This window comes from Marinimicrobium sp. C6131 (genome assembly GCF_026153455.1).
In the GTDB taxonomy this organism is placed as follows: Bacteria; Pseudomonadota; Gammaproteobacteria; order Pseudomonadales; family Cellvibrionaceae; genus Marinimicrobium.
Genome location: NZ_CP110629.1, coordinates 144,417 through 168,820 on the forward strand (window position 1 = coordinate 144,417; position 24,404 = coordinate 168,820).

Below are 24,404 nucleotides of genomic sequence, written 5' to 3' on the forward strand. Positions count from 1 at the left end.
AAATAATCAATCTTTATATAACGTATGATTCTGATACCGGTTACGGCTTTCCCGTCATCGGGTTCTGTTCCACAGCGCTCAGATGCGGCGCCGGAAGCAGGATTCCGGGCGGAAGTCAGCCAGCGTCGGCACGCACAGGTCAGCTTCTTCCAGTACCCTGCTGTCTCCTATACCAACCGCGTACATGCCCGCTCGTTTAATGGCGGTGACACCCGCGGCCGCATCCTCAATCCCCACACATAGCGCCGGCTCAACACCCAGGCCCCGGGCTGCCAGAGTGAAAATCTCCGGGTCGGGCTTGGGGTACTTGACCCGGGCGGCATCGGCAATGTAGTCAAAGCGGTGGGCGATACCGAGTCCGTCAATCACCGCCCGGGCGTTTTTGCTGGCGGAGGCCAGCGCCATCGGAATCTGCCAGTCGGCCAATTGTTCCAGCAATTCGGCGGCACCAGGCAACAGGTCCTCCGGGGTCAGTTGAGTGACCAGTTGCTGGTAGCGCTGATTCTTCCGGTCCGCCAGCGCGAGCTTTTCGTCCTCCCGATACTGGCGAGAGGTGCCCTCCAGGACGATTTCGAGCGACGCCATCCGGTCTACACCTTTGAGTCGCTCATCCGCGTCGGCGGGCAAACGAAACCCTTCTTCTTCGGCCAGTTGTTGCCACGCGGCCAGATGAAGGCGGGCGGTATCGGCAATCACACCATCCAGATCAAATATAGCAGCTCGGTAAGCCGTCATCGGTTCGGACTCCTGAGAGGGGCGGCAATGGGCGCCTGGCCTTCCGTCAGGGCAATGGATTGCTCGCCGTGTTGAAGGGTGATGGGCGCTCCCGTGATCAGTTGATAGTGCGCTTCGCTGGCATCGACGCTGACCCCAATCAGTCGGCCCTGCACGCGCACCTTGAAGCGGTAGTGGCTCAGGCCCTTGGGCAGGGTGGGGTTGAACGCCAACTGGTGGTGGTGCAGGCGCATGCCGCCAAAACCCTGCACCATGCACAGCCAGGTCCCGCCCATACAGGCAGTATGGATGCCGTGCTGGGTGTTGTGGTGGTGGTTGTCCAGGTCCATGCGCGCGACCTGTTCGAAATAGTGCCGCGCTTTATCCGGGTACCCAACCTCATTGGCCAGAATGCTGTGCATACAGGCGGACAGGGTGGAGTCGTGGGTGGTGATGGGTTCGTAAAAGTCGAAATCCCGTTTTTTCTGCTCCCGGCTGAATTGGTCGCTGAGCAGGAACAGCGCGAGCACCGTGTCCGCCTGTTTGCAGACCTGGTGACGGTAGATGGTCAGCGGGTGGTAGTGCAGCAGCAGCGGGTAGTGGTCCGCGGGCGTGTGCTCAAAGTCCCAGCGGGGTTTGTCGAGAAAACTGTCGTCCTGCAGGTGGATGCCCTGGTTTTCGTCATAGGGCAGATACATGCGCTCCGCCGCCTGCGCCCAGTCGGCCACCTCCCGGTCATCCAGTGCCATGGCCCGGTACAGTTCCCTGGCTTTTGCGGGCGCCCGCTCCTTCAGCCACTGGTACAGCTCGACTGCATAGCGCAGATGGGCCTGCGCCATGGCGTTGGTGAAGAAGTTGTTGTTCACCAGGGCGGTGTATTCGTCCGGCCCAGTGACTTCGTTGATGCAGAACTGATCGCCCCGATGGGCGTTGTAGTGCCCGATGGCGGGCCACAACCGGGCGCTTTCCAGGACCACTTCGGCACCGGCCTGGATCAGAAAATCATCGTCGCCAGTGGCCTCGTGATACTGCTTGACCGCATAGGCAACGTCGGCGTTGATGTGAAACTGGGCGGTGCCCGCCGGGTAGTAGGCGGAGCACTCCTCGCCCCCGATGGTGCGCCAGGGGAACAGCGCGCCTTTGGGAATGGCCAGTTCCCGGGCCCGGGCCCGGGCGGCATCCAGAATGCTGTGCCGATAGAGAAGCAGGTTGCGCGCCAGCTCCGGTTGGGTATAGAGGAAAAACGGCAGAATGTAGATTTCGCTGTCCCAGAAGTAATGACCGTCATAGCCGTGGCCGGTGAGGCCTTTGGCGGCAATATTGGTGCCGGGGTCCCGCCCCAGGGACTGGAATAAATGAAACAGGTTGAATCGCAGCCCCTGTTGCAGGGCCGGGTCGCCGCCCACCTCAATATCCGAGGTGGCCCAGAAGGCATCCATGGCTTCGCGCTGATCCCGTGCATAGTCATCAAAACGCTTCTGCTCGCAGCGCCTGAGGACCTCATCGAGGTTTGGCGTGTCGGTAACGCTGTGCCCGTAGACAGCGTATTTGGTCAGTATCAGTGGCGTTTCCGGCGTCAGTGTCACCACGTATTGACAGGCGGCCCGGAAATCATCGGTATCGTGGGTCTGAGCGCTCACGCTCGCCCCGTCCAGGCGATGGCTGGCGGCACTGCTCAACGTGAAACCACTGCTTTTCAGGTGATGGCTCAGGGTCAGCCGTCCGTTCCGGGCCTTCTGGATACGGGGCTCCAGATCTTCGATGTTGACCCCGGCGCCGACCCGCGGATCATCGCTGTCGGTGGCGGCGGCGGGGGTGGCATCCAGGCTCGAGGTCACGCTCAGCTTGCCGGTACCGGACTCCACCGACAGCCGGTATTCCATGACGATCAATTGCCGCTCAGTCAGTGACACCAGGCGGCGACTGGCCAACCGGAGTATCTGGCCGTTCGGCGCACGCCAGCGCCACTGGCGGCTGACCAGGCCGTTGTCCAGTTCCAGCTCGCGTCGGTGCTCCAGGAGCTCACCCTCACTGAGGTCGACGGCGACACCATCCAGAGTCAGGCTCAGCTCGTGTGGAAGGGCGGCGGACGCAATGCGCTGGTTGTTTTTCGCGTAGCCATAAGCCTGCTCGCCATAGGTAATGGGCTCAGAGTAATAGACGCCGTTCAGGTAGCAGCCGGACTCCGCAGTGCCGGCGGCGAAGCCTTCATCGAACGTGCCTCGCAGGCCAATGTACCCGTTACCCAGGGCGAACAGGGTGGCATTGAGGCCGTAGTCGCCGGCTTGAAAGCCGGACTCGGTGATGCGCCAGGGGTTGAGGCCGTAGCGATCCGATGCGCGAGAGCTGTGTTGCATGGCTGACGTTACCCGTTATCGATAGAGTGATTCGAAGAGGCCTGTCAGACTGCCACAGCGTCGGCGGTGGTCTCGACAGTGACCTGTAAGGCAAGTTTAGCATTCTTGCAATCGATTGCAATTGGTTATTTTGCTGCTATTATTGGGTAAGCGCGGCAGCAGGTGCCACTTTGGGCGCCGGGTATGCTGCTTTCGGGGGTCGACGACCGACGGTCTCGGCTTAGGTCCACGCAGGCGTCTTGCGGGGCGCATCTGAAGGTTGATAACAATGAATAAACGCCTGATTGTTCTGGTATTAATGCTCAACTACTTCCTGTTCGGTCTGTTGCTGAACAGTGTCGGGGTGGTGATCCTGCAATCCATCAACAGCTTTGGTGTCACCAAGGAAAGCGCCGCACTGCTGGAGGGATTCAAGGATATCCCCATTGCCGTGGTGTCGTTTCTGGTAGCCTCATTCCTGCCCCGGTTGGGGTACCGACGGGCCATGATGATCGGCCTGGGCGTTGTGCTGTTGGCCTGTCTGTCCATGCCGATTCTCAGTAGCTTCTGGGCCACCAAGATGCTGTTCCTGGCCATCGGGTCCTCCTTTGCGCTGATCAAGGTGTCGGTTTACGCCAGCATCGGCATCCTGGCTCCGGAAAAGCAGGCTCACGCGAGCCTGATGAATGCCATTGAAGGGGTGTTCATGCTGGGGGTGCTGTCCGGTTACTGGGTGTTCAGTTTCTTCATCGATTCGGATCGGCCGGAGAGTATGAACTGGTTGAATACCTATTGGTGGCTGGCGGGAATCTGTGCGTTCAACCTGGTGGTGATGGCCTTTATCCGCTTCGGCGAGGAAAAGGTGCAACCGGCCACCGCCAATTTTGGTCAGGACTTCCTGGCCATGCTCAAGCTGACCGCCCGCCCGTTGGTTTACATCTTTGTCGCCTCGGTGTTCCTGTACGTGTTGATTGAGCAGGGCATTGGCACCTGGTTGCCGACATTCAACAATCAGGTGCTCAACCTCCCCAGCGCCATCAGTGTTCAGGTGACCAGTATCTTTGCGCTGTGCCTGGCAATCGGGCGTTTGGGGGCCGGTGTCTTACTGCGTGGCATCAACTGGTATGTGTTGCTCAGTGTCTGTGTGATTGCCATGGGGTTGTTGGTGATTCTGACACTGCCGCTATCGTATAATGTGAAGGTTGAGCCGGACGTTGGCTGGCTCAACCTTCCTCTGGCAGCGTACATATTCCCGTTGATTGGCCTGTTTATGGCCCCGATCTACCCGGCGTTGAGTTCGGTGGTACTGAGCTCCTTGCCGCTGCATCAGCAATCGTCCATGGCGGGTTTGATCATCATATTCTCGGCGTTGGGTGGTACCACGGGGTCCATGCTGACCGGCATCGTGTTTGGCCAGTTTACCGGGCAAGTTGCGTTTTACATGGCGCTGGTCCCCATGGCCCTGATATTGATACTGCTGAGAGGACTGAAACGTGAAACAGAGCGTGCCGACGTCCGTGAAGGATAGCCGTGGCTATACAAGCATCAGACGGGTCCTTTAAGATGGTCCAGATGACAACTGTGAGGGGTGAGTCCGCCGGGCTCCCTGTCGCTTGACCGGAAAGCAACCATGTCCCGACGAAAACTTCAGGAACCCGTATCTATCGCTGACATCGCCCGCCGGGCGGGGGTGTCGGAGTCGACGGTATCCCGTGCCCTGAATAACAACCCGGCGGTGAATATCAAAACCCGGGAAAAGGTGCAGTCTCTCGCCCGCGAGATGAATTATAAAGTGAATACCGGGGCCCGCAACTTGCGTCTTCAGCGCAGCCATACGATAGCGCTGGTAATCAATGCCGAAAGCGTGGATGGGCAAACTTTCTCCGATCCATTCATGATGGATATGATCGGGGCGATCGCGGATGAGCTGAATGAGCATCAGTACAGCCTGCTGTTTTCGAGCAATGCGGTATCTCCGCAGGACTGGCATGCACACCTGCTGGGCTCCCGCCGCGCGGACGGCATTATCGTGATTGGCCAGGGGCGGGATGACGCGCCCTTACGTCAACTGCAAAAGGAAGGCGACGCGATAGTGGTCTGGGGGGCGCGCGAACCCGAGGCCAATTATTGCATTGTGGGCAGTGACAATTATATGGGGGGGCAGTTGGCCAGTCGGCATCTGATCGGGCGTGGCTGCCAGCGGATGCTTTTTCTGGGGGACGTGGCACATCCGGAAATTCAGGGCCGCTTTCAGGGGTATTTTGACGCCTTGACCGAAGCCGGGCTGTCCTCACAGGAGCACCATGTGCAAGCGGCTTTTTCCATTGAGTCCGGGTATCAGCATGTCCTCGAGCTGCTGGAAGAGGGCCTCGACTTCGACGGCATTTTTGCAGCCAGTGACAATATCGCGATGGGAGCGATCAAAGCGCTGCAGGAAAAAGGCTTTCGGGTGCCCGACGATGTGGCCGTGGTGGGCTTCGATGATATTCCTATCGCACCGTACTTCAACCCACCGTTGACGACGGTTCGACAGGATATTCACCGGGGGGGGAAGCTGTTGGTCCAGAAAGTGATGGCTCTGGTAAAGGGGCAGCCGGTGACTTCAGAGGTATTAAAGACCGAGCTGGTGGTGAGGGCGTCGTCCTGACCGACAGTGGATTGGCTGTGCTACCACCCAAAAAAAACGGCGCCGTGAAGGCGCCGTTTCGGGATCGCTGGCCGAGTTGCTTTATTTCAGCTCGACACGGCGATTTTTCGCCCAGGCACTTTCATTGCTGCCCTGTACGGCGGGACGCTCTTCACCGTAGCTGACGGTTTCGATGCGGCTGGCCGGTACACCCTGAAGGACGAGGAAGTCACGAACGGCTTTGGCGCGACGCTCGCCAAGACCCATGTTGTACTCGCGTGAACCACGCTCGTCTGCATGACCTTCCAGACGAACACGATCGCCACTTTCTTTCAGGCGCTCAGCATGAGCAACCAGGGTGGCACGTGCTTCGGGTTTCAGAGTGGACTTGTCGAAGTCAAAGTAAAAGGTGGTGTCCAGCTCGGGCTCGGGCTCCGGTTGGGGCTCCGGTTCCGGCTCCGGCTCGGCGACGGTGGGTTCTTCAACAGGCTCTTCCTGGGTGGAAGTGGAGCTACACCCCACGAGCAAGCCTGTGGTGGCGATCAGAATCAGAAAGCTTTTCAAAAGATTGTTCATCATTTTCTCCCGATTTGGTGAACAGAGTAACATTCCGTAAAAGGTGTCTGAGAAACGAATAGAGTCCGTGTCAACACGTTCGTTCCTTACATCGATTCCTGAAACAGCGAGCAGGCCAATCGCACGAAGCCCAGTGCCACAAGGATTGAGGAACCTGCGTCAAGATTAAGCGCTACGCGCGCCTTAGGCAAGTCCTGGCACCAAAAATTGTGGCACGGTTAACTGTTAATGCCGTCTGCCTGTGACTTTTCCCCTCACAGACGGGCAAAAACCCTGCGTGCGGCGCTGAGTGTTTGCTCAATATCAGCCTCGGTGTGGGCGGCGGACATGAAACCAGCCTCATAAGAAGCGGGTGCCAGGTAGACCCCTTCATCCAGCATGCCGTGATAGAAGCGATTGAACCGCTCGGTGTTGCAACTCATGACCTGATCATAGCGGGTAACCTCTGGCGCATCGGTGAAGAAGAAGCCGAACATGCTGCCTCTGTGGTTGGTCGTAAAGGGTATGCCTGCTTCGTCGGCAACCGTCTGCATGCCGTGCGTCAGTTGCTGCGTGCGCCGCGAGATCTGCTCGTAAAGTCCATTGCGTTCCAGCGCTCGCAGTGTCGCCACACCGGCAGCGGTCGCCAGCGGGTTGCCCGATAAGGTGCCCGCCTGGTAGACCGGACCCGTGGGCGCCACCATCTCCATGATCTCCCGACGACCGCCGAAAGCACCGACGGGCAGGCCGCCGCCAATCACTTTTCCGAGGGTGATCAGGTCTGCTTTGACGTTGAAAAGCCCCTGGGCCCCCTGGGGGCCGACTCGAAACCCGGTCATGACTTCATCAAAGATCAACACCGCGCCCGAGTCATCGCAGACTTCTCGAAGGGTTTCCAGAAATCCCGGTACCGGCGGGATGCAGTTCATGTTGCCGGCCACCGGCTCGACGATGATGCAGGCGATGTCACGGCCCAGCTCACGGAACACGTCACGGACCTGTTCCGCATCGTTGTACGTCAACGTCATGGTGTGTTCAGCCAGTGCGGTCGGTACGCCGGGAGAGCTCGGAACCCCGAAAGTCAGGGCGCCGGAGCCGGCTTTGATCAACAGGGAGTCGGAATGGCCGTGATAGCAGCCCTCGAACTTGACGATCTTGTCGCGACCGGTGAAGGCGCGGGCCAGACGAATGGCGCTCATGGTCGCCTCGGTCCCCGAGTTGACCAGGCGCACCATATCCATATTGGGAATCCGCTCGCACAGCAGGTCGGCCAGTTCCGTCTCCCGGGCCGTCGGTGCACCAAAGCTGAGGCCGTGGCGAGCGGCCTCAATGACGGCGTCGGTCACGGGGGGGTAGCTGTGCCCCAGAATCATGGGGCCCCACGACTGCACATAGTCAATATAGCGCTGGCCGTCCGCATCCCAGAAGTAGGCGCCCTCGGCCCGCTCGACGAATCGGGGAGTGCCTCCGACGGCCTTGAAGGCGCGTACCGGTGAGTTGACGCCCCCGGGGATGTGCTTCTGGGCCAGTCTGAACAGCTCTTCGGATCGACTCATAATCGGTTTTCCTCTCGACAGCGGGGTAGGGTTTGATAGGCGCGCGCCCGGTGTTCAATATCCGGGGCGCTGAACAGGTCATGGCTGACCGCCAGCCAGTCGGCACCGGCCTCCAGCAGCGGTGCACCGCTTTTCAGTGTGATGCCCCCGATGGCGACGATGGGTAGGCCGACGGTGGTGCGTGCGCGATTCAGCAGATCGAGTGTCGCGGGTGGCGCATCTGGCTTGGTTCGGGACGGGAAAAATCGCCCAAACGCCACATAGCTGGCACCGGCGTGTCTGGCTTGCTGAGCCAGCGCCAGGGAGTCGTGACAGGTGACGCCAATGATCGCCCCGGATCCTAAACGTTGCCGGGCTCGTGCTGGATCACCGTCGGTCTGACCGAGATGCACACCGTCAGCCTGCACCGCCAGAGCCAGATCAGGATCGTCATTGATGATCAGATTGGCGCCATGGTCCTGACACAACGTCCGCAGGGCGGCCGCCTCGCGGTGGCGCCGGGGGTGATCTGTGGACTTGTCCCGATACTGCAGCCACCGGACACCCCCCCGCAGTGCCGCTTCGACGGCAGGGAGCAGTCGCTCCGCCAGTGTGGCGGTATCGGCAATGGCATAAAGGGGATGCAAGGGCATAGTGGCTCCACAGCTTGAGCGGAGCAGTTTACCGGCAAACGGCGCCGGATCAAAACCCGTAAACCTTAGGGTTGGGGCGTTATCGGGTGAGCCGCACCGTCCTCCAGGGCTCAGCAGCCACCGCCGGGCCCGCGGTTACCGCTCTGGTTGCGATCGGCCCAGAACAGCCGATTGGGAATGCTGTGGCCCATGCCGAGCCGTCGGCTGGCCGCGAGGGTGTGCCAAGTGAAATTCTGGCCCTGTTCCACGGCATCCAGCAAGCGCAGGCCGTGAGCAAGGTAAGCACTGATACTGGCGGAGAGTGTGGCGCCTCCGCCGTGGCTGAATACGCTCAAACGTTCCCAGCGATATTCCCGAACGAGACCTTTCTTGTTGTACAACCGGTTTTCATGGTGGGTTTGGGTACGGCGGGATCCGGTAATCAGGGTGTACTCCCCCCCGTACTCCAGAATTTCCTGCGCACAGGCATCCAGAGTGTCGCCCTGCTGGGCGAGCTCATAGGCTTCTACCAGATCCGGAGTGGCCAGTGTGCTCAAGGGTAAAAGCAGGTTTTTGGTGGCCTCCCTGAGAGCGTCGGCTTCGCTGGCCGGGCTTTCGGTCAATTGTGTGACCGGCTCCAGAACGACCGGGAGGTGGGGGTAATCTCGCAGGATGGTATGGATGGCTTCGACATGGCTGACCTGTCCAAGGAAGCCCAGTTTGACCGCCTTCACCGGCAGATCCTCCAGAACAGCTCTGACCTGTTCTATCAGAAAGCTGGTGGGAATGGCCCTGATGTCTTTCACATCCCGGGTGTCTCGCGCACACAGGGCGGTTATGACGGAGGTGCAGTGGCAGCCCAGGCTGGCGCAGGTTTCAATGTCCGCCTGGATTCCGGTACAGCCGGAGGGGTCGTGACTGGCCAGCGCCAGTACAATGGGCACCTGTTCATCAATCGGCGTCATACGGGTCCTCCTGGTACAGGCCCCCGCCGGACATTCAGTGCAGTGGCTTGACCACGGCGAGGATCACAATGCCGATCAGCAGGAGCACGGGAAACTCATTGAACCAGCGAAAGAACACGTGGCTTCGCTGGCAGCGGTCATTCCGGAACTGCTTGATAAAGTGACCGCAGATGAAATGATAGACCACCAGAGCTGCGACGAGTGTCATTTTTACCCAATACCAGAGACTTTGCGCATAATAGTCCCAGTTGCCGCTGCTGAGCCATAGGCCCAACGCCACGGTAGCGACCAGGCTGGGAGTGCCAATGCCCCGATAGAGCTTACGCTCCATCACTTTGAACCTGTCCCGACTGATGTCATCAGTGCTCATGGCATGATAGACGAATAGCCGCGGCAGATAGAACAGTGCGGCAAACCAGCAGATGATGGCGATCAGGTGAAAGGCTTTGACCCAAAGCATAGTGTGTTCCGTTGTCGGTTGGTGATCGGTTGGTCGACGTTTGGCCGTTACAGCCGATAATAGGATTCCAGTTGATCCCGGGTGACGAGTCCGGCAATACCGCCGCCCGGCGCGGGTATATACAGCGCGTCGACTTGTGACTGGTTGAGTGCCTGCCAGGCTTCGTAGAGATTCGCCCGGGGCGAGATAGCGATCATTTCCACTCGCCTGGCGGGAATGGCCAGCAGGTCAAGGTACTCGCCCGCTTCCGCATCTTCCGGCGGTGGCGCCGTGTCGGTGTCCGCCTCCAGCGCTTCCAGGTGCTGAGCCAGCGAGGCCGGCTCAATCAACAGGTTTTTGTCCTGAAGGATGATCCACTCCGGCTTGAGTTTTAACAGCTCGCGCGCCTGGCTGCGGGTCAGCTCTCTCGGGGCCTGGCTGAAACGCCGGTGCATCAGGCTGCGAACGCCGGTGCGGCTCAGTAACTGCTGCATCAGTTTGGGACGATTGCTTTTGCCCTCCTGCTCCAGCAGGGTGGCAAAAAGCCCGTCGCAGCGAAACAGCCACCGGGTGGACAGGCTCGCAACGACGACTACCAGCATGCCGGGAAACAGTATTCCGGGGTTGTAGGTGAGCTCCAATATGGCAATGATGGCCGCCAGTGGGGCATTGATCACTGCCGCCATCATGGCGCTCATACCGACAATAGCGTAGACCCCGGGTTCACTGACAGTGAAAGGCAGCAAGGCAGCAAAGTACCCCGCGGCCCCGCCGAGACAGGCACCCATGACCAGCGTGGGCCCAATGACACCGCCGGGAACCCCGAGTCCGAGCACCAGTGCGGTGACCAACAGCTTGGCGATCAGCATCAGGGCCAGCGAGGGGCCGATCAGTGCCCCGGTGAGCGCTCCGTCGATGGTGTCGTAACCCATTCCCATTACCTCCGGCACCCACAGGCCGCCCAGCCCGGCAATGAATCCGGCGAGCGGAATCCGAAGCCACAGGGGCCAGAGACGGGTGTGGCGGACACAACCGCTGTGTAGCTTGATGTAGCCGGCTGCGGCCAGTGCGATAATGACCCCCATGGCGGCCATGATGGGCAGTTCACTGAGGTGTCCGGTCAGCCGTTGGCCATCCATGAAGACAATATCCGGCCCGAAGACCAACTGGGTCAGCGTGGTCCCGGCTACCGCTGCGAGAATCACGGGGATGAAGCCGGCGATGGTGTATTCCATGAGCACCACTTCCATGGCGAATATGACCCCGGCCATCGGTGTGTTGAATGAGGCGGCAATGGCGGCGGCGACGCCACAGGCCACCAGAGGGCGCAGGCTGTTATTGGGCAGGTGCAACCACTGGCCGAGCTTGCTGGCGCTGGCCGCTCCCAAGTGCACGGCGGGCCCCTCCCGTCCGGCGGAGTGACCACTCAGCAGCGCCAGGGCGCCGCCGACGAACTGGACCCCAGCGTTGCGAAACGACAGGTACCCCTGATGATTGTGCAGCCGGTCGAGGACATGGCCCACCCCGGTGGGTCTTGAGGGAGGTTTGACGGCATAGAGCAGTACCAGCAGTCCCAGTGCGCCGCCGAGGGGGATCAGGAAGCGGAAAAGGGCTGGGAGACCCTCGAAATTTTCCCCGTGTCCGGGAAGCAGATGCCCGAGGCTACCCTCCACCAGAAGCCGGAAACCGATGATCACCGAGCCGGCAAAGAGGCCGCTGGCCAGTCCCAGCAGCGTCAGTTGAGGCAGAGCGTCGACGTGAGCTAGGCGGTTGCGCCAGCGCTCGGCCGCCTGTCGGCGGCGTTGACGTAGGCGCTCAATGGGCGGTGGCTCGGTCGGCATCGGGCTCCTCAAATGTCGGGCGACTTTCGATTTGGCGTTAAGGTCCGTATTATAGGCCGTTTAAACCCCGGGGAGCCAAAGGTATCCTTATCGGGTGTACGGGCAGAAGAGAGGTTAACGAGTGATTAACGTAGGTATTGTGGGCGGCACCGGTTATACCGGAGTGGAACTGCTGCGCTTGCTGGTCAAGCATCCTGAGGTGACGGTAACGGTCATTACCTCCCGTGCCGAGGCCGGGATCGCGGTGGCCGATCTCTATCCGAACTTGCGCGGGCATACGGATTTGCGTTTCTCCGAGCCGGATATCAAGCGTCTGGGCGAGTGCGATGTGGTCTTTTTCGCCACTCCGCACGGTGTGGCACAGAACCTCATGCCGGCACTGCTGGAGACCAATGCCCGGGTCGTGGATCTGTCGGCCGATTTCCGTTTGCGGGATACGGAGCGCTGGGGCCAGTGGTACGGCCAGGCCCATGGTTGCCCGGAGTTGGTGAATGAGGCGGTGTATGGACTGCCGGAAGTAAACCGAGATGCCATCCGCCAGGCTCGCCTGGTGGCCTGTCCGGGCTGTTACCCTACGGCGGCTCAATTGGGCTTTCTCCCCCTCCTGGAGCAGGGGCTGGTGGCCACCGACAGTCTGATTGTCAGCGCCGCCAGCGGGGCTACCGGGGCCGGCCGTCAGGCGAAGGTGGATACGCTGTTGACGGAGGTCAGCGACAGCTTCAAGGCTTACGCTGCTGGAGGTCACCGCCACCTGCCGGAAATCGAGCAGGGGCTTCACGACATTCAGGGTTCCCGTGGTGAACCGGCCCGGGTGACCTTTGTGCCGCACTTGCTGCCGATGATCCGGGGCATTCACGCAACCCTCTACAGCCGCGCCCTGGCGCCGGATCAACTGCCGGATCTGCAGGCCCTGTACGAGCAGCGTTTTGCCCGCGAGCCCTTTGTCGACGTGATGCCCGCCGGCGAGCACCCGCAAACCCGGTCAGTGAAAGGGTCCAATGTATGCCGTATTTCCGTTTTTCGCCCCCAGGATCGTGATACCCTCGTCGTCCTTTCAGTGATCGATAACCTGACCAAAGGGGCATCCGGGCAGGCGGTCCAGAACATGAATATTATGTTTGGCTTTGAGGAAACATTGGGGCTGGATCTGGTAGCGTTGCTGCCGTGATCGCCCGCTATTCCGACGAGTGTTCTCCAGAGTGGATTGACGTTCTATGGCGCAAGTGAAAGGCAGCAAACAGTATCGCATGGTCGTCGTTCCCTACCGGCCGGTGAGGCGGGTGCTGCTGGTACTGGTAATGTTGCTGCTCGTGGGGGTGGCGGTAGCCGGGAGTTTTTACGGGGGCCACCATCTGGGGGTGACCCAGCAGGCTGACGCGGTCGCTGAGCGTAACCGGCTGCGGACGGAAGTCGCCAGTCTGACCAGTGAGGTCGAACAGCTGCGCCAACAGGTGGCCAACCTTCGCCTGGGGTCGGAAGTGGATCAGCAGGCCAGCGAAGAAATGCGCAATCAGGTCATTGCGCTGAAAGAAGAGATAACGGCGCTGGAGGAGGACATCACCTTCTACCGTGGGTTGATGTCTCCCAGTGCCAACAACAGCGGGCTGACCATCGGGTCGCTCAATGTGCTGGCGACGGGAATGCCAAGGCAGTTCGAGTACAAGTTGGTGGTTCAGCAACTGGCGACGGACCACCAGGTGCTCAGTGGCTACCTGAATTTCAATATTGTCGGGCGGCGAAACGAGGCCGTGGAGACTCTGTCTCTGCACCTGCTCTCCGACCAGGTGGAGTCCGAGGATATTCGCCTCCGGTTCCGTTATTTCCAGAACATTGAAGGCCGATTGACGTTGCCGGACGGGTTTGAGCCGGAACGAATCGAATTGGTTGCACGATCGACCGGGCGTAACCCGGAAACCGTTGAAAAGAAATTCGGCTGGTTGGTGCAGGAGCTTTAACTTAATAGGTCGTTTATGTGGGGTAAAAAAGGCAACGCTATGGCATTTTCAAACAATCACACTCTGATCTCGCGCGGTACCAAGGTTGTCGGCGACCTGCACTTTACGGGCGATCTGCAGATCGAAGGTACGGTCGAGGGCAACATCATTGCCGACAGTGGCAATGACGCCAAACTGGTGGTCGCCGAAAAGGGCTCGGTCGAAGGAGAAATTCGGGTCCCCATGGTCATCATCAATGGCAATGTGACCGGCAATGTATTCTCCAGCAAGCACGTGGAGCTTGCGGCCAAGGCAGTTGTGGAGGGCAATGTCCACTACCAGTTGATCGAAATGATCAAGGGCGCCCAAGTGAACGGCAGCCTGGTTTACAGCGGAGCGGGAAGCACCAAGAAGCTGTCGAGCCCCGAGTCGGCGGAAGAGAGCGGAGCTGATGTGAAGGCGGTCGCCAATACTTGACTAAATCGCTCAGGTAAAGCGTATAATGCGGTCATGAGTCACGATTGGAGTCTTTGATGTCTGCGCCAGAAGTGTTTGTTCCGGGTGCTGTGCTGGAAGTGAGCCCCAGTGCTGTCGCCAAAGTGCGAAGCCTCGTGGAGGAGGAGGGTAACCCTGACCTCAAGCTCCGCGTCTACATAACCGGGGGCGGTTGCTCCGGCTTTCAGTACGGCTTTGCCTTTGATGAAGTGGCCGCTGAGGACGATGCGGTCGTTGAGCAGGAAGGGGTCAGGGTGTTGGTCGATGCCATGAGCTACCCTTATCTGATGGGTGCCAAGGTGGATTACCGGGAAGATCTGCAGGGGGCGAAGTTTGTGGTTGAAAACCCCAATGCGGCCAGTACCTGTGGTTGTGGCTCTTCGTTCTCCATCTAGATCCGGCGGCCGCTGACGGCCGGTCTCATTCAGTCCGGGAGCGCTTGGGCCGTCCCGGATACACGGCTCCCAGGACCTGGGAGCTGTCCGCACCAGTCACCGAGGGAAGATTGCCGCTGAGTCCTTTGAGGTTCTGTCGGGCGAGCCAGGCAAACGCCACCGCCTCTACCCAGTCCGGCGAGAGGCCCAATGCACCGGTATCGGTTATGACACAATCGGGCATCAGTGCCGTCAGGGCTTCTATCAGGCGCCGGTTATGAGCACCACCACCGCAAAGAAAGACCTCTCGATGGCGACCTTCGACGGATAGCCCGTCAATACTGGCGGCAATCCCCTGAGCCGTGAGCATCAGCAGCGTTGCCTGGACATCTTCGGCGCCGACTGGGCCCGGCAGGGCATCAAGGCACTCGTTCAGCCATCCAAGGTGGAAGCTTTCCGGTCCCGTGCTTTTGGGTGGGGGCAGGCGAAAGTAGGGGTGCTCCAGCAGCCGCTTGAGCAGGGCTCCCTGAATCTGTCCCTGGGCGGCCCACTGCCCTCCTTCATCATAAGGTTTGCCAAGACTCCGTTGGATCCAGGCGTCCATCAGGTTGTTTCCCGGTCCGGTGTCAAACCCGAGCACGGCCCCACGGGCTGGCAGCCAGGTCAGGTTGGCAACGCCACCCACGTTAACAATGGCTCGGTCCGCCTTTGGGCTGTGAAACAGCGTCTGATGCAACGCCGGTACCAGCGGGGCGCCCTGGCCCCCGGCGGCCATATCCCGTCGCCGGAAGTCGGCAACCGTGGTGATGCCGGTCAGGTGGGCGATGAGATTAGGGTCAGCCACTTGAAGTGTGAAGCCGTTTGCTGGGCCTGCGCCCTCTGGTGGGCGGTGTCGCAAGGTCTGGCCATGGCTGCCAATCGCGGAGACTTCAGCGGGATCAAGGCCAGCCAGGGAGAGCAGCTCTAGAGCCGCGTCTGCAAATGCCCGGCCCAGTTGACGATCCAGGGCACCCATGCGATCGATCTCATTGGCGCCGGAATGGGCCAGGTTGTGGACGGCGGCCCGGGTGTCGGGATCGAGCGGCACGCTATGGTGGGCCAGAAGCTTTAGTGGAGGTTGACCGAAGTCCACCAGCACCGCGTCAATGGCGTCGGCGCTGGTGCCGGACATCAAACCGATGTAGAGCTCGGCATTGGCCATCAGTTTACGCGCAGTTCGTTGCCGACGCTGGCCAGTTGGGTTTCGCGATGATATTGCTCCAGTTCGGCCATGATCGGCTGGACCTGGGACTTGAAGCGTGCAAGCTCTGATGAGGGGACCGACTCGGCTTGGGGCAACTCTACTGTCACAGGGTTGCGAACCGAACCGTTCACGTAGAACTCGTAATGCAGGTGTGGTCCGGTTGCCAGCCCTGTGGAGCCAACGTACCCGATGATCTGCCCCTGTTTTACGCGTACCCCCGAGCGGATGCCACGGTGAAAGGCATTCAGGTGGGCATAAAGGGTTTCGTAAGTCTGTCCGTGTTGAATGATGACGGTGTTTCCGTAGCCACCTTTGCGGCCGGCCAGTTTTACCCGGCCGTCTCCGGATGCTTTGACCGGCGTACCCCGCGGGGCCGCGTAGTCAGTGCCTTTGTGAGCCCGAATGGTGTTCAGCACAGGGTGCCGTCGGTTCGGATTGAACGGGGAGCTGATGCGGGTAAACTCGACCGGCGTTCGCAAAAACGCGCGACGCATGCTCCGTCCTTCGGGCGTGAAGTAGTTTGCATCCCCCTCTGCGCTGACATAGCGTACGGCGCGAAAGGTTTTTCCCCGGTTGGTGAACTCTGCGGCGAGAATCGGGCCATTACCGATCTTTTCTCCGTCAAGGAAGTGCTCTTCAAACAGGACGCTGAAGGTGTCGCCACGACGAATATCCAGAATAAAGTCAATGTCCCAACCAAAGATACCGGCCAGCTCCATGGTCAGATTGTCCGTCATGCCCGCTCGCTGGCCAGCGAGAAACAGGGAGCTGTCAATGGTGGCGCGCCGGTAGGCAATCTGTACATCAGGCGTGCGTTCCAGCTCTTCGGAGGCAAAAACATCGTCCTCCTGGCGGGAAAAGCGCAAACTCCTCAGTTGGTCGCGCTGGTAAACCAGCTCTTCCAGCTCACCGTCGGGGTTCAGGCCGAAGGTGATTTCGTTGCCCGGCATGATACGACGCAGTGCCCGGGCTTCGGGCGCCTGATCAATCAGTTCGTAGAGGTCCCGGTCGGTCAGGCCGGCCCGCTTGAACAATACAGAGAGGCTGTCGCCGGACTTAACGGTAAAGGTGGTGTAAGTCAGCGCCGCGGGCTCCGGTTCCTGCGTCTGGGGCTGGGGCGTGGTTTCCGATGCCAAAAACGGTGGCTGACTCTCCACGGCGGGTGACTCAAGCTCAGGGAACGCGTCGACCTCCGGCAGATTCAGCGCAATGGACTGGCTTTGCCGGGGTGTGTTGGTGCCCTCCGATGAGGAGAAGGCCAAAAGCAGGGATAGCCCCAACACCAGTGAGCCGGCGGCAATCACGTGCCCCCGTGGGTATTGGCGCAACAAGGCCGCTATCGGCTTTTTGTTCGTGTTTTCAGAGGGTTCCATGGAAAACTTAAACCCGTTATGCAAGTGTGGCTGTTAGCATCAGTTATAACAGAAAACCGCTGTAATAGCACCCTGTAAAGTGATGAGTGAGTCCCGGTTCGTTCAAAAAGCCGCCAGCGCCCTTGTTTTTGTGCGCGGATTCGGTATCTTGACAGCCCTTTTTCGGTGGCCCTAGGGGCCTTTCCTCTTTCAACCAGTCAGAGATGGTAGCAATGGCAGCAGTCGATCCCGGTTTGCTTCAAGACCTCCAGAGTCGCGGTTTAGTTTCCCAGACCTCAGGAGGAGATGCCCTGCAGGAGTATCTGGCGAGCGGCAGTCGGACGCTGTACAGCGGTTTTGATCCGACCGCGGACAGCCTGCACATTGGCCACCTGGTGCCCCTGTTGGCGCTGAAGCGGTTTCAGCGGGCGGGGCATAAACCGATTGCCCTGGTCGGCGGTGCGACCGGCCTGGTGGGCGACCCCAGCTTCAAGGCCCAGGAGCGCAAGCTGAATACGCCGGATGTGGTGGCGCAGTGGGCGGACAAGCTCAAAGGTCAGGTCAGCCGATTCATCGACTTTGACTGTGGCGAGACCTCCGCCGAAGTGGTGAATAACCTCGACTGGGTTGGCCAGATGAGTGTGCTCGATTTCCTTCGGGATGTGGGTAAGCACTTCGCGGTCAACAATATGATTTCTAAAGAGTCGGTGCGCCAGCGCATCGAGCGGGAGGGGGAGGGGATCTCCTTTACCGAGTTCACCTATATGTTGCTTCAGTCGCTGGACTTCGCGGAGCTCTACCATCGGTACAACTGCACGCTACAGATTGGGGGTAGTGATCAGTGGGGTAACATCACCGGTGGGATCGACCTCACGCGTCGTCTATATGGGGGGCAGGTTTATGGCTTGACCATGCCCCTTGTCACCAAGGCGGACGGGACCAAGTTTGGGAAGACTGAAAGTGGCACGATATGGCTGGATCCCGCCAAGACCTCTCCCTATGCCTTCTATCAGTTCTGGCTGGGTACTGCGGATGCGGATGTCTACAAATTCTTGCGCTACTTCACTTTCCTGTCTCTGGAAGAGATCGAGAAAATCGAAAGTGAGGATCGGGAGCGCCAGGGGCGTCCGGAAGCGCAGCGCGTTCTCGCTGAGGAAATGACCGCACTCATTCATGGCACGGAGGGATTGGATGCCGCGCGCCGGATCACACAGGCGCTTTTCAGTCACGATCTCGGGTCGCTGGGCGAAGCCGACCTGGAGCAGCTCAAGCTCGATGGTCTGCCGTTCTCCGTATTGAGTCGCGAAGCGTTGGCGGATGAGCCGCTGACCCAGTTGCTGGTTGACGCGGGCATGGCCGCCTCGGGCAAGCAGGTGAAGGATGCTCTTGGGCGCAATGCAGTGGTCATCAATGGCCGGGAGTGCGGTGCCGAAGACAATCTCAACACATCGCTGTGCTTCGCGGGGGAGGCTTCGCTGTTTGGCCGCTTCTATATGTGCCGTCTGGGCAAGAAAAAGTACCATCTGTTCGAGGTCCGTTAAGAGCCGTTTTCGGGGGCGTTAAAAAACTTTCAAAAAGTACTTGCGCGCCCCGGATCATATCCGTATAGTTCGCGCCTCTTCCGGAGTGAAGGGCAAGCCAAAAGGACGAGGCGCTGCTTGAAAAACTTTTTGAAAATTAAGGGTTTACAAGCAAAAGTTAAAGTGTATAATGCGCGGCTCCTGACGGATGAGGAGCGAATCACGAAGGCCGCGAAGCGGTGTTTGGGTTCGGCGTTTTGAGAAGGTTTTTGAGGCGCTTCGGGGCCGGCAAAAAAGTTTCAAAAAACGCTTGCAGAAACGGATTTGATGCGTATAATTCGCATCCCACGGTTGAGGCGCTGCCCTCGCCGAGAGTTCTTTAAAAGTGAGATCAAGCAATGCGTGTGGGCGCTTGCGAGGCAATCGGCGACACAAGATTGTCAGACGCAAGTGACTCATCAATTCATCAGTAATGATGTTTTAAGGTTAACGAGCGTCTGAGCCAAAATTAAGGTTCTTGAGGTATCCGGTCAGTAGTTTGTAGTTGTCCGGAATAAGAACCGCAGTGATTTAAACTGAAGAGTTTGATCATGGCTCAGATTGAACGCTGGCGGCAGGCCTAACACATGCAAGTCGAGCGAGAAAGCCCTTCGGGGTGAGTACAGCGGCGGACGGGTGAGTAACGCGTGGGAATCTGCCCAGTAGTGGGGGACAACAGCCGGAAACGGCTGCTAATACCGCATACGCCCTACGGGGGAAAGCAGGGGATCTTCGGACCTTGCGCTATTGGATGAGCCCGCGTCAGATTAGCTTGTTGGTGGGGTAATGGCCTACCAAGGCGACGATCTGTAGCTGGTCTGAGAGGATGATCAGCCACATCGGGACTGAGACACGGCCCGAACTCCTACGGGAGGCAGCAGTGGGGAATATTGGACAATGGGGGCAACCCTGATCCAGCCATGCCGCGTGTGTGAAGAAGGCCTTCGGGTTGTAAAGCACTTTCAGCGAGGAGGAAAGCCTGATGGCTAATACCCATCGGGGGTGACGTTACTCGCAGAAGAAGCACCGGCTAACTCCGTGCCAGCAGCCGCGGTAATACGGAGGGTGCAAGCGTTAATCGGAATTACTGGGCGTAAAGCGCACGTAGGCGGCGAGTTAAGCTAGCTGTGAAAGCCCCGGGCTCAACCTGGGAACTGCAGTTAGAACTGGCTGGCTAGAGTACGGTAGAGGAGTGTGGAATTTCCTGTGTAGCGGTGAAATGCGTAGATATAGGAAGGAACATCAGTGGCGAAGGCGACACTCTGGACTGATACTGACGCTGAGGTGCGAAAGCGTGGGGAGCAAACAGGATTAGATACCCTGGTAGTCCACGCCGTAAACGATGTCTACTAGCCGTTGGGAGCCTTGAGCTCTTAGTGGCGCAGCTAACGCACTAAGTAGACCGCCTGGGGAGTACGGCCGCAAGGTTAAAACTCAAATGAATTGACGGGGGCCCGCACAAGCGGTGGAGCATGTGGTTTAATTCGACGCAACGCGAAGAACCTTACCAGGCCTTGACATCCTTGGAACTTAGCAGAGATGCTTTGGTGCCTTCGGGAGCCAAGTGACAGGTGCTGCATGGCTGTCGTCAGCTCGTGTCGTGAGATGTTGGGTTAAGTCCCGTAACGAGCGCAACCCTTGTCCTTAGTTGCCAGCACGTAATGGTGGGAACTCTAAGGAGACTGCCGGTGACAAACCGGAGGAAGGTGGGGACGACGTCAAGTCATCATGGCCCTTACGGCCTGGGCTACACACGTGCTACAATGGGCGGTACAAAGGGTTGCCAATCCGCGAGGTGGAGCTAATCCCGAAAAACCGTTCGTAGTCCGGATTGGAGTCTGCAACTCGACTCCATGAAGTCGGAATCGCTAGTAATCGTGAATCAGAATGTCACGGTGAATACGTTCCCGGGCCTTGTACACACCGCCCGTCACACCATGGGAGTGGGTTGCACCAGAAGTGGCTAGTCTAACCTCGGAGGACGGTCACCACGGTGTGATTCATGACTGGGGTGAAGTCGTAACAAGGTAGCCCTAGGGGAACCTGGGGCTGGATCACCTCCTTAAACGATACGCCGTTTCGCTTCGTAAGCGTCCACACGCATTGCTTGATCGACTGGATTAGCAGTAAGACTCTGCAAGCTACACGCCTCGCTGCAAGTACCAAGGTTTCATGTTGCTTGCAGTATTAAGTTCTAGGCCTGTAGCTCAGCTGGTTAGAGCGCACCCCTGATAAGGGTGAGGTCGGCAGTTCAAGTCTGCCCAGGCCTACCACTTTTCCGCCAGGCGGCGCTGCGCAAAAGCTCACGTGTTGTTAACACGCTACGCTTTCACGCACCACCACCTGACGAAAAAGCCATTTCCTTGCCTGGAAATATTTTGGGGCTATAGCTCAGCTGGGAGAGCGCCTGCCTTGCACGCAGGAGGTCAGCGGTTCGATCCCGCTTAGCTCCACCATTTACAGAGTTGTTTAGGTGGAAAGGTCAGCTGGGAGAGCGCCTGCCTTGCACGCAGGAGGTCAGCCCGGGGTCGCGCACGACTTCGATCCCGCTTAGCTCCACCACTTATTTTTCTTACTGCTAATTGATAGAAGTCAGTCAATTGACTTTTTGTCTGAGCCCGCCAGGGCTTGTTCAAAGAAGTTAACTGACTGGTTTTTACGCCAGATGCTCTTTAACAAGGTGATACAGTAAGTTGTACATTGCTGATTAATTTGACGATTGTGTATCTCTACACAAAAGTCCGGCGATCGCAACGACTTGCATTGAAACGTGACAGTTTACTGTGACGGTTTGATTGAGCGTTGTGATGAATCGTAAAGCAGTCGTTTGTGTTATATGGTCAAGCGACTAAGCGCACACGGTGGATGCCTAGGCAGTTGGAGGCGATGAAGGACGTAGGAGCCTGCGATAAGCGCGGGGGAGCTGGCAAACACGCTATGATCCCGCGATTTCCGAATGGGGAAACCCACCCGTCGTAAGTCGGGTATCCCATACTGAATACATAGGTATGGGAGGCGAACCCGGGGAACTGAAACATCTAAGTACCCGGAGGAAAAGAAATCAACCGAGATTCCCCTAGTAGCGGCGAGCGAACGGGGACCAGCCCTTAAGCAACTTATGTCTTAGTGGAACCTTCTGGAAAGTTGGGCGATACAGGGTGATAGCCCCGTACACGAAAAGGCATTTGTTGTGAAATCGAGTAGGTCGGGACACGTGTTATCCTGACTGAATATGGGGGGACCATCCTCCAAGGCTAAATACTCCCAACTGACCGATAGTGAACCAGTACCGTGAGGGAAAGGCGAAAAGAACCCCTGTGAGGGGAGTGAAATAGATCCTGAAACCGTGTGCGTACAAGCAGTCGGAGCGGACTTGTTCCGTGACGGCGTACCTTTTGTATAATGGGTCAGCGACTTATTGTCTGTGGCAAGGTTAACCGTATAGGGGAGCCGTAGGGAAACCGAGTCTTAATAGGGCGTCCAGTCGCAGGCAATAGACCCGAAACCCGGCGATCTATCCATGGGCAGGTTGAAGGTGCCGTAACAGGCACTGGAGGACCGAACTCACGTATGTTGAAAAATGCGGAGATGACCTGTGGATCGGAGTGAAAGGCTAATCAAGCCGGGAGATAGCTGGTTCTCCCCGAAAGCTATTTAGGTAGCGCGTCATATCTCACCCACGGGGGTAGAGCACTGTTTGGGCTAGGGGGTCATCCCGACTTACCAACCCCATGCAAACTCCGAATACCGTGGAGTGCAATTATGGCAGACAGACGGCGGGTGCTAACGTTCGTCGTCAAGAGGGCAACAACCCAGACCGCCAGCTAAGGTCCCCAATACCAGTTAAGTGGGAAACGATGTGGGAAGGCACAGACAGCTAGGAGGTTGGCTTAGAAGCAGCCATCCTTTAAAGAAAGCGTAATAGCTCACTAGTCGAGTCGGCCTGCGCGGAAGATGTAACGGGGCTCAAACTGGTAACCGAAGCTGCGGATGCAACTTGTTGCATGGTAGGGGAGCGTTCTGTACGCCTGCGAAGGTGAGTCGAGAGGCTTGCTGGAGGTATCAGAAGTGCGAATGCTGACATGAGTAACGATAATGGGAGTGAAAAACTCCCACGCCGGAAGACCAAGGGTTCCTGTCCAACGCTAATCGGGACAGGGTTAGTCGGCCCCTAAGGCGAGGCCGAAAGGCGTAGTCGATGGGAAACAGGTTAACATTCCTGTACTTCTCTTTACTGCGATGGAGGGACGGAGAAGGCTAGGCCAGCACGGCGTTGGTTGTCCGTGTTTAAGGTGGTAGGCTGAGATCTTAGGTAAATCCGGGATCTCAAGGCCGAGAACTGATGACGAGTGCTCTTTTTAGAGCGCGAAGTGGTTGATGCCATGCTTCCAAGAAAAGCTTCTAAGCTTCAGGTAAAGAGGAACCGTACTCGAAACCGACACAGGTGGTCAGGTAGAGAATACCAAGGCGCTTGAGAGAACTCGGGTGAAGGAACTAGGCAAAATGGTACCGTAACTTCGGGAGAAGGTACGCTGCTGATGGTGATGGGACTTGCTCCCTAAGCTGTTGGCAGCCGAAGTGACCAGGTGGCTGCGACTGTTTATTAAAAACATAGCACTCTGCAAACACGTAAGTGGACGTATAGGGTGTGACGCCTGCCCGGTGCCGGAAGGTTAAATGATGGGGTTAGCTTCGGCGAAGCTCTTGATTGAAGCCCCGGTAAACGGCGGCCGTAACTATAACGGTCCTAAGGTAGCGAAATTCCTTGTCGGGTAAGTTCCGACCTGCACGAATGGCGTAACGATGGCCACGCTGTCTCCACCCGAGACTCAGTGAAATTGAAATCGCTGTTAAGATGCAGTGTACCCGCGGCTAGACGGAAAGACCCCGTGAACCTTTACTATAGCTTTACACTGAACTCTGAGCCTATTTGTGTAGGATAGGTGGGAGGCTTTGAAGCGCTAACGCCAGTTAGCGTGGAGCCAACCTTGAAATACCACCCTGGTATGTTTGGGGTTCTAACGCCGGTCCCTTATCGGGATCGCGGACAGTGTATGGTGGGTAGTTTGACTGGGGCGGTCTCCTCCCAAAGAGTAACGGAGGAGCACGAAGGTTGGCTAATCCTGGTCGGAAATCAGGAGGTTAGTGTAATGGCACAAGCCAGCTTAACTGCGAGACTGACACGTCGAGCAGGTACGAAAGTAGGTCATAGTGATCCGGTGGTTCTGTATGGAAGGGCCATCGCTCAACGGATAAAAGGTACTCCGGGGATAACAGGCTGATACCGCCCAAGAGTTCACATCGACGGCGGTGTTTGGCACCTCGATGTCGGCTCATCACATCCTGGGGCTGAAGCCGGTCCCAAGGGTATGGCTGTTCGCCATTTAAAGTGGTACGCGAGCTGGGTTTAGAACGTCGTGAGACAGTTCGGTCCCTATCTGCCGTGGGCGTTGGAGAATTGAGAAGAGCTGCTCCTAGTACGAGAGGACCGGAGTGGACGAACCTCTGGTGTTCGGGTTGTGATGCCAATCGCATTGCCCGGTAGCTACGTTCGGACGGGATAACCGCTGAAAGCATCTAAGCGGGAAGCCTCCTTCAAGATAAGTTCTCCCTGGAGCTTCGAGCTCCCTAAAGGGCCGTGGAAGACTACCACGTTGATAGGCTGGGTGTGGAAGCGCTGCGAGGCGTTGAGCTAACCAGTACTAATTGCCCGTGAGGCTTGACCATATAACAGAGACGACTGAATACGACAGCCGGACTTCTGTGCAGAGACAGACACAATCGACACAGCCTTGTACAACTTA

The 24,404-nt window shown here is 58.2% G+C and carries 17 protein-coding genes, 2 tRNA genes and 2 rRNA genes; 11 read left to right on the forward strand and 10 right to left on the reverse strand.

Annotated features, from left to right (window positions below; genetic code table 11):
* Positions 1–78: 78 nt before the first annotated feature.
* A complete protein-coding gene (gene pgmB / locus OOT55_RS00550) occupies positions 79–735 on the reverse strand; it encodes a beta-phosphoglucomutase (protein WP_265367253.1) in 657 nt (218 codons plus the stop codon).
* Positions 732–3,071: a glycoside hydrolase family 65 protein gene (locus tag OOT55_RS00555; RefSeq protein ID WP_265367254.1), complete on the reverse strand. Its 2,340-nt coding sequence runs from the start codon at positions 3,069–3,071 to the stop codon at positions 732–734. Before OOT55_RS00555 ends, pgmB begins: the two co-directional genes overlap by 4 nt.
* A gap of 268 nt (positions 3,072–3,339) precedes the next feature.
* Here OOT55_RS00555 and OOT55_RS00560 point away from each other — a divergent pair, with 268 nt between their 5' ends.
* A complete protein-coding gene (locus OOT55_RS00560; protein WP_265367255.1) occupies positions 3,340–4,578 on the forward strand; it encodes an MFS transporter in 1,239 nt (412 codons plus the stop codon).
* A gap of 102 nt (positions 4,579–4,680) precedes the next feature.
* Positions 4,681–5,697, forward strand: coding sequence for a LacI family DNA-binding transcriptional regulator (locus tag OOT55_RS00565; RefSeq protein WP_265367256.1), 1,017 nt, complete (start codon positions 4,681–4,683; stop codon positions 5,695–5,697).
* A gap of 81 nt (positions 5,698–5,778) precedes the next feature.
* Here OOT55_RS00565 and pal read toward each other — a convergent pair whose 3' ends face one another.
* The 6 genes from pal to OOT55_RS00595 form a co-directional block, all read right to left on the reverse strand.
* The gene (gene pal / locus OOT55_RS00570) at positions 5,779–6,255 is read right to left on the reverse strand and encodes a peptidoglycan-associated lipoprotein Pal (RefSeq protein ID WP_416140966.1); all 477 of its coding nucleotides are present in this window, start codon (positions 6,253–6,255) and stop codon (positions 5,779–5,781) included.
* Positions 6,256–6,506: 251 nt separating this feature from the next.
* Complete coding sequence (gene hemL, locus OOT55_RS00575; RefSeq protein WP_265367258.1) at positions 6,507–7,787, reverse strand: glutamate-1-semialdehyde 2,1-aminomutase; 1,281 nt, start codon at positions 7,785–7,787, stop codon at positions 6,507–6,509.
* A complete protein-coding gene (gene thiE, locus OOT55_RS00580; protein WP_265367259.1) occupies positions 7,784–8,419 on the reverse strand; it encodes a thiamine phosphate synthase in 636 nt (211 codons plus the stop codon). The genes hemL and thiE overlap by 4 nt, the downstream gene beginning before the upstream one ends.
* A 110-nt stretch (positions 8,420–8,529) precedes the next feature.
* Positions 8,530–9,363: a bifunctional hydroxymethylpyrimidine kinase/phosphomethylpyrimidine kinase gene (thiD, locus tag OOT55_RS00585; RefSeq protein ID WP_265367260.1), complete on the reverse strand. Its 834-nt coding sequence runs from the start codon at positions 9,361–9,363 to the stop codon at positions 8,530–8,532.
* Positions 9,364–9,397: 34 nt separating this feature from the next.
* Positions 9,398–9,823: a protoporphyrinogen oxidase HemJ gene (hemJ, locus tag OOT55_RS00590; protein ID WP_265367261.1), complete on the reverse strand. Its 426-nt coding sequence runs from the start codon at positions 9,821–9,823 to the stop codon at positions 9,398–9,400.
* 47 nt (positions 9,824–9,870) lie between these two features.
* Positions 9,871–11,643, reverse strand: a complete 1,773-nt coding sequence (locus OOT55_RS00595; protein ID WP_265367262.1) for a chloride channel protein — start codon at positions 11,641–11,643, stop codon at positions 9,871–9,873.
* A 121-nt stretch (positions 11,644–11,764) separates the two neighbouring features.
* Here OOT55_RS00595 and argC point away from each other — a divergent pair, with 121 nt between their 5' ends.
* The 4 genes from argC to erpA are packed head-to-tail and all read left to right on the forward strand — an operon-like array spanning position 11,765 to position 14,467.
* Positions 11,765–12,811 (forward strand): N-acetyl-gamma-glutamyl-phosphate reductase, encoded by a 1,047-nt coding sequence (argC, locus tag OOT55_RS00600; RefSeq protein ID WP_265367263.1) that lies wholly within the window; start codon positions 11,765–11,767, stop codon positions 12,809–12,811.
* Positions 12,812–12,857: 46 nt separating this feature from the next.
* Positions 12,858–13,598, forward strand: coding sequence for a DUF6776 family protein (locus OOT55_RS00605; protein ID WP_265367264.1), 741 nt, complete (start codon positions 12,858–12,860; stop codon positions 13,596–13,598).
* 39 nt (positions 13,599–13,637) lie between these two features.
* The gene (locus OOT55_RS00610; RefSeq protein WP_265367265.1) at positions 13,638–14,054 is read left to right on the forward strand and encodes a bactofilin family protein; all 417 of its coding nucleotides are present in this window, start codon (positions 13,638–13,640) and stop codon (positions 14,052–14,054) included.
* 56 nt (positions 14,055–14,110) lie between these two features.
* Complete coding sequence (gene erpA, locus OOT55_RS00615) at positions 14,111–14,467, forward strand: iron-sulfur cluster insertion protein ErpA (RefSeq protein WP_265367266.1); 357 nt, start codon at positions 14,111–14,113, stop codon at positions 14,465–14,467.
* A 25-nt stretch (positions 14,468–14,492) separates the two neighbouring features.
* On the opposite strand, the gene OOT55_RS00620 is transcribed toward erpA, so the two are convergent.
* Both OOT55_RS00620 and OOT55_RS00625 read right to left on the reverse strand, forming a co-directional pair.
* Positions 14,493–15,647, reverse strand: coding sequence for an anhydro-N-acetylmuramic acid kinase (locus OOT55_RS00620; RefSeq protein WP_265367267.1), 1,155 nt, complete (start codon positions 15,645–15,647; stop codon positions 14,493–14,495).
* Positions 15,647–17,062 carry a peptidoglycan DD-metalloendopeptidase family protein gene (locus OOT55_RS00625; protein ID WP_265367268.1) on the reverse strand — a complete coding sequence of 472 codons (1,416 nt, stop codon included), beginning with the start codon at positions 17,060–17,062 and terminating at the stop codon, positions 15,647–15,649. The genes OOT55_RS00620 and OOT55_RS00625 overlap by 1 nt, the downstream gene beginning before the upstream one ends.
* A 212-nt stretch (positions 17,063–17,274) precedes the next feature.
* On the opposite strand from OOT55_RS00625, the gene tyrS reads away from it, so the two are divergent.
* The 5 genes from tyrS (at position 17,275) to OOT55_RS00650 (ending at position 24,327) form a co-directional block, all read left to right on the forward strand.
* On the forward strand, positions 17,275–18,582 hold the full coding sequence (tyrS, locus tag OOT55_RS00630; protein WP_265367269.1) for a tyrosine--tRNA ligase: 1,308 nt from the start codon (positions 17,275–17,277) through the stop codon (positions 18,580–18,582).
* A 551-nt stretch (positions 18,583–19,133) separates the two neighbouring features.
* Positions 19,134–20,665 (forward strand): 16S ribosomal RNA (locus tag OOT55_RS00635).
* 131 nt (positions 20,666–20,796) lie between these two features.
* A tRNA-Ile gene (locus OOT55_RS00640) sits at positions 20,797–20,873 on the forward strand.
* Between the two features lie 107 nt (positions 20,874–20,980).
* Positions 20,981–21,056 (forward strand) — tRNA-Ala (locus tag OOT55_RS00645).
* Positions 21,057–21,438: 382 nt separating this feature from the next.
* Positions 21,439–24,327, forward strand: a 23S ribosomal RNA gene (locus tag OOT55_RS00650).
* The 16S and 23S rRNA genes sit together here with 2 tRNA genes alongside, the layout of an rRNA operon.
* Positions 24,328–24,404 lie beyond the last annotated feature (77 nt).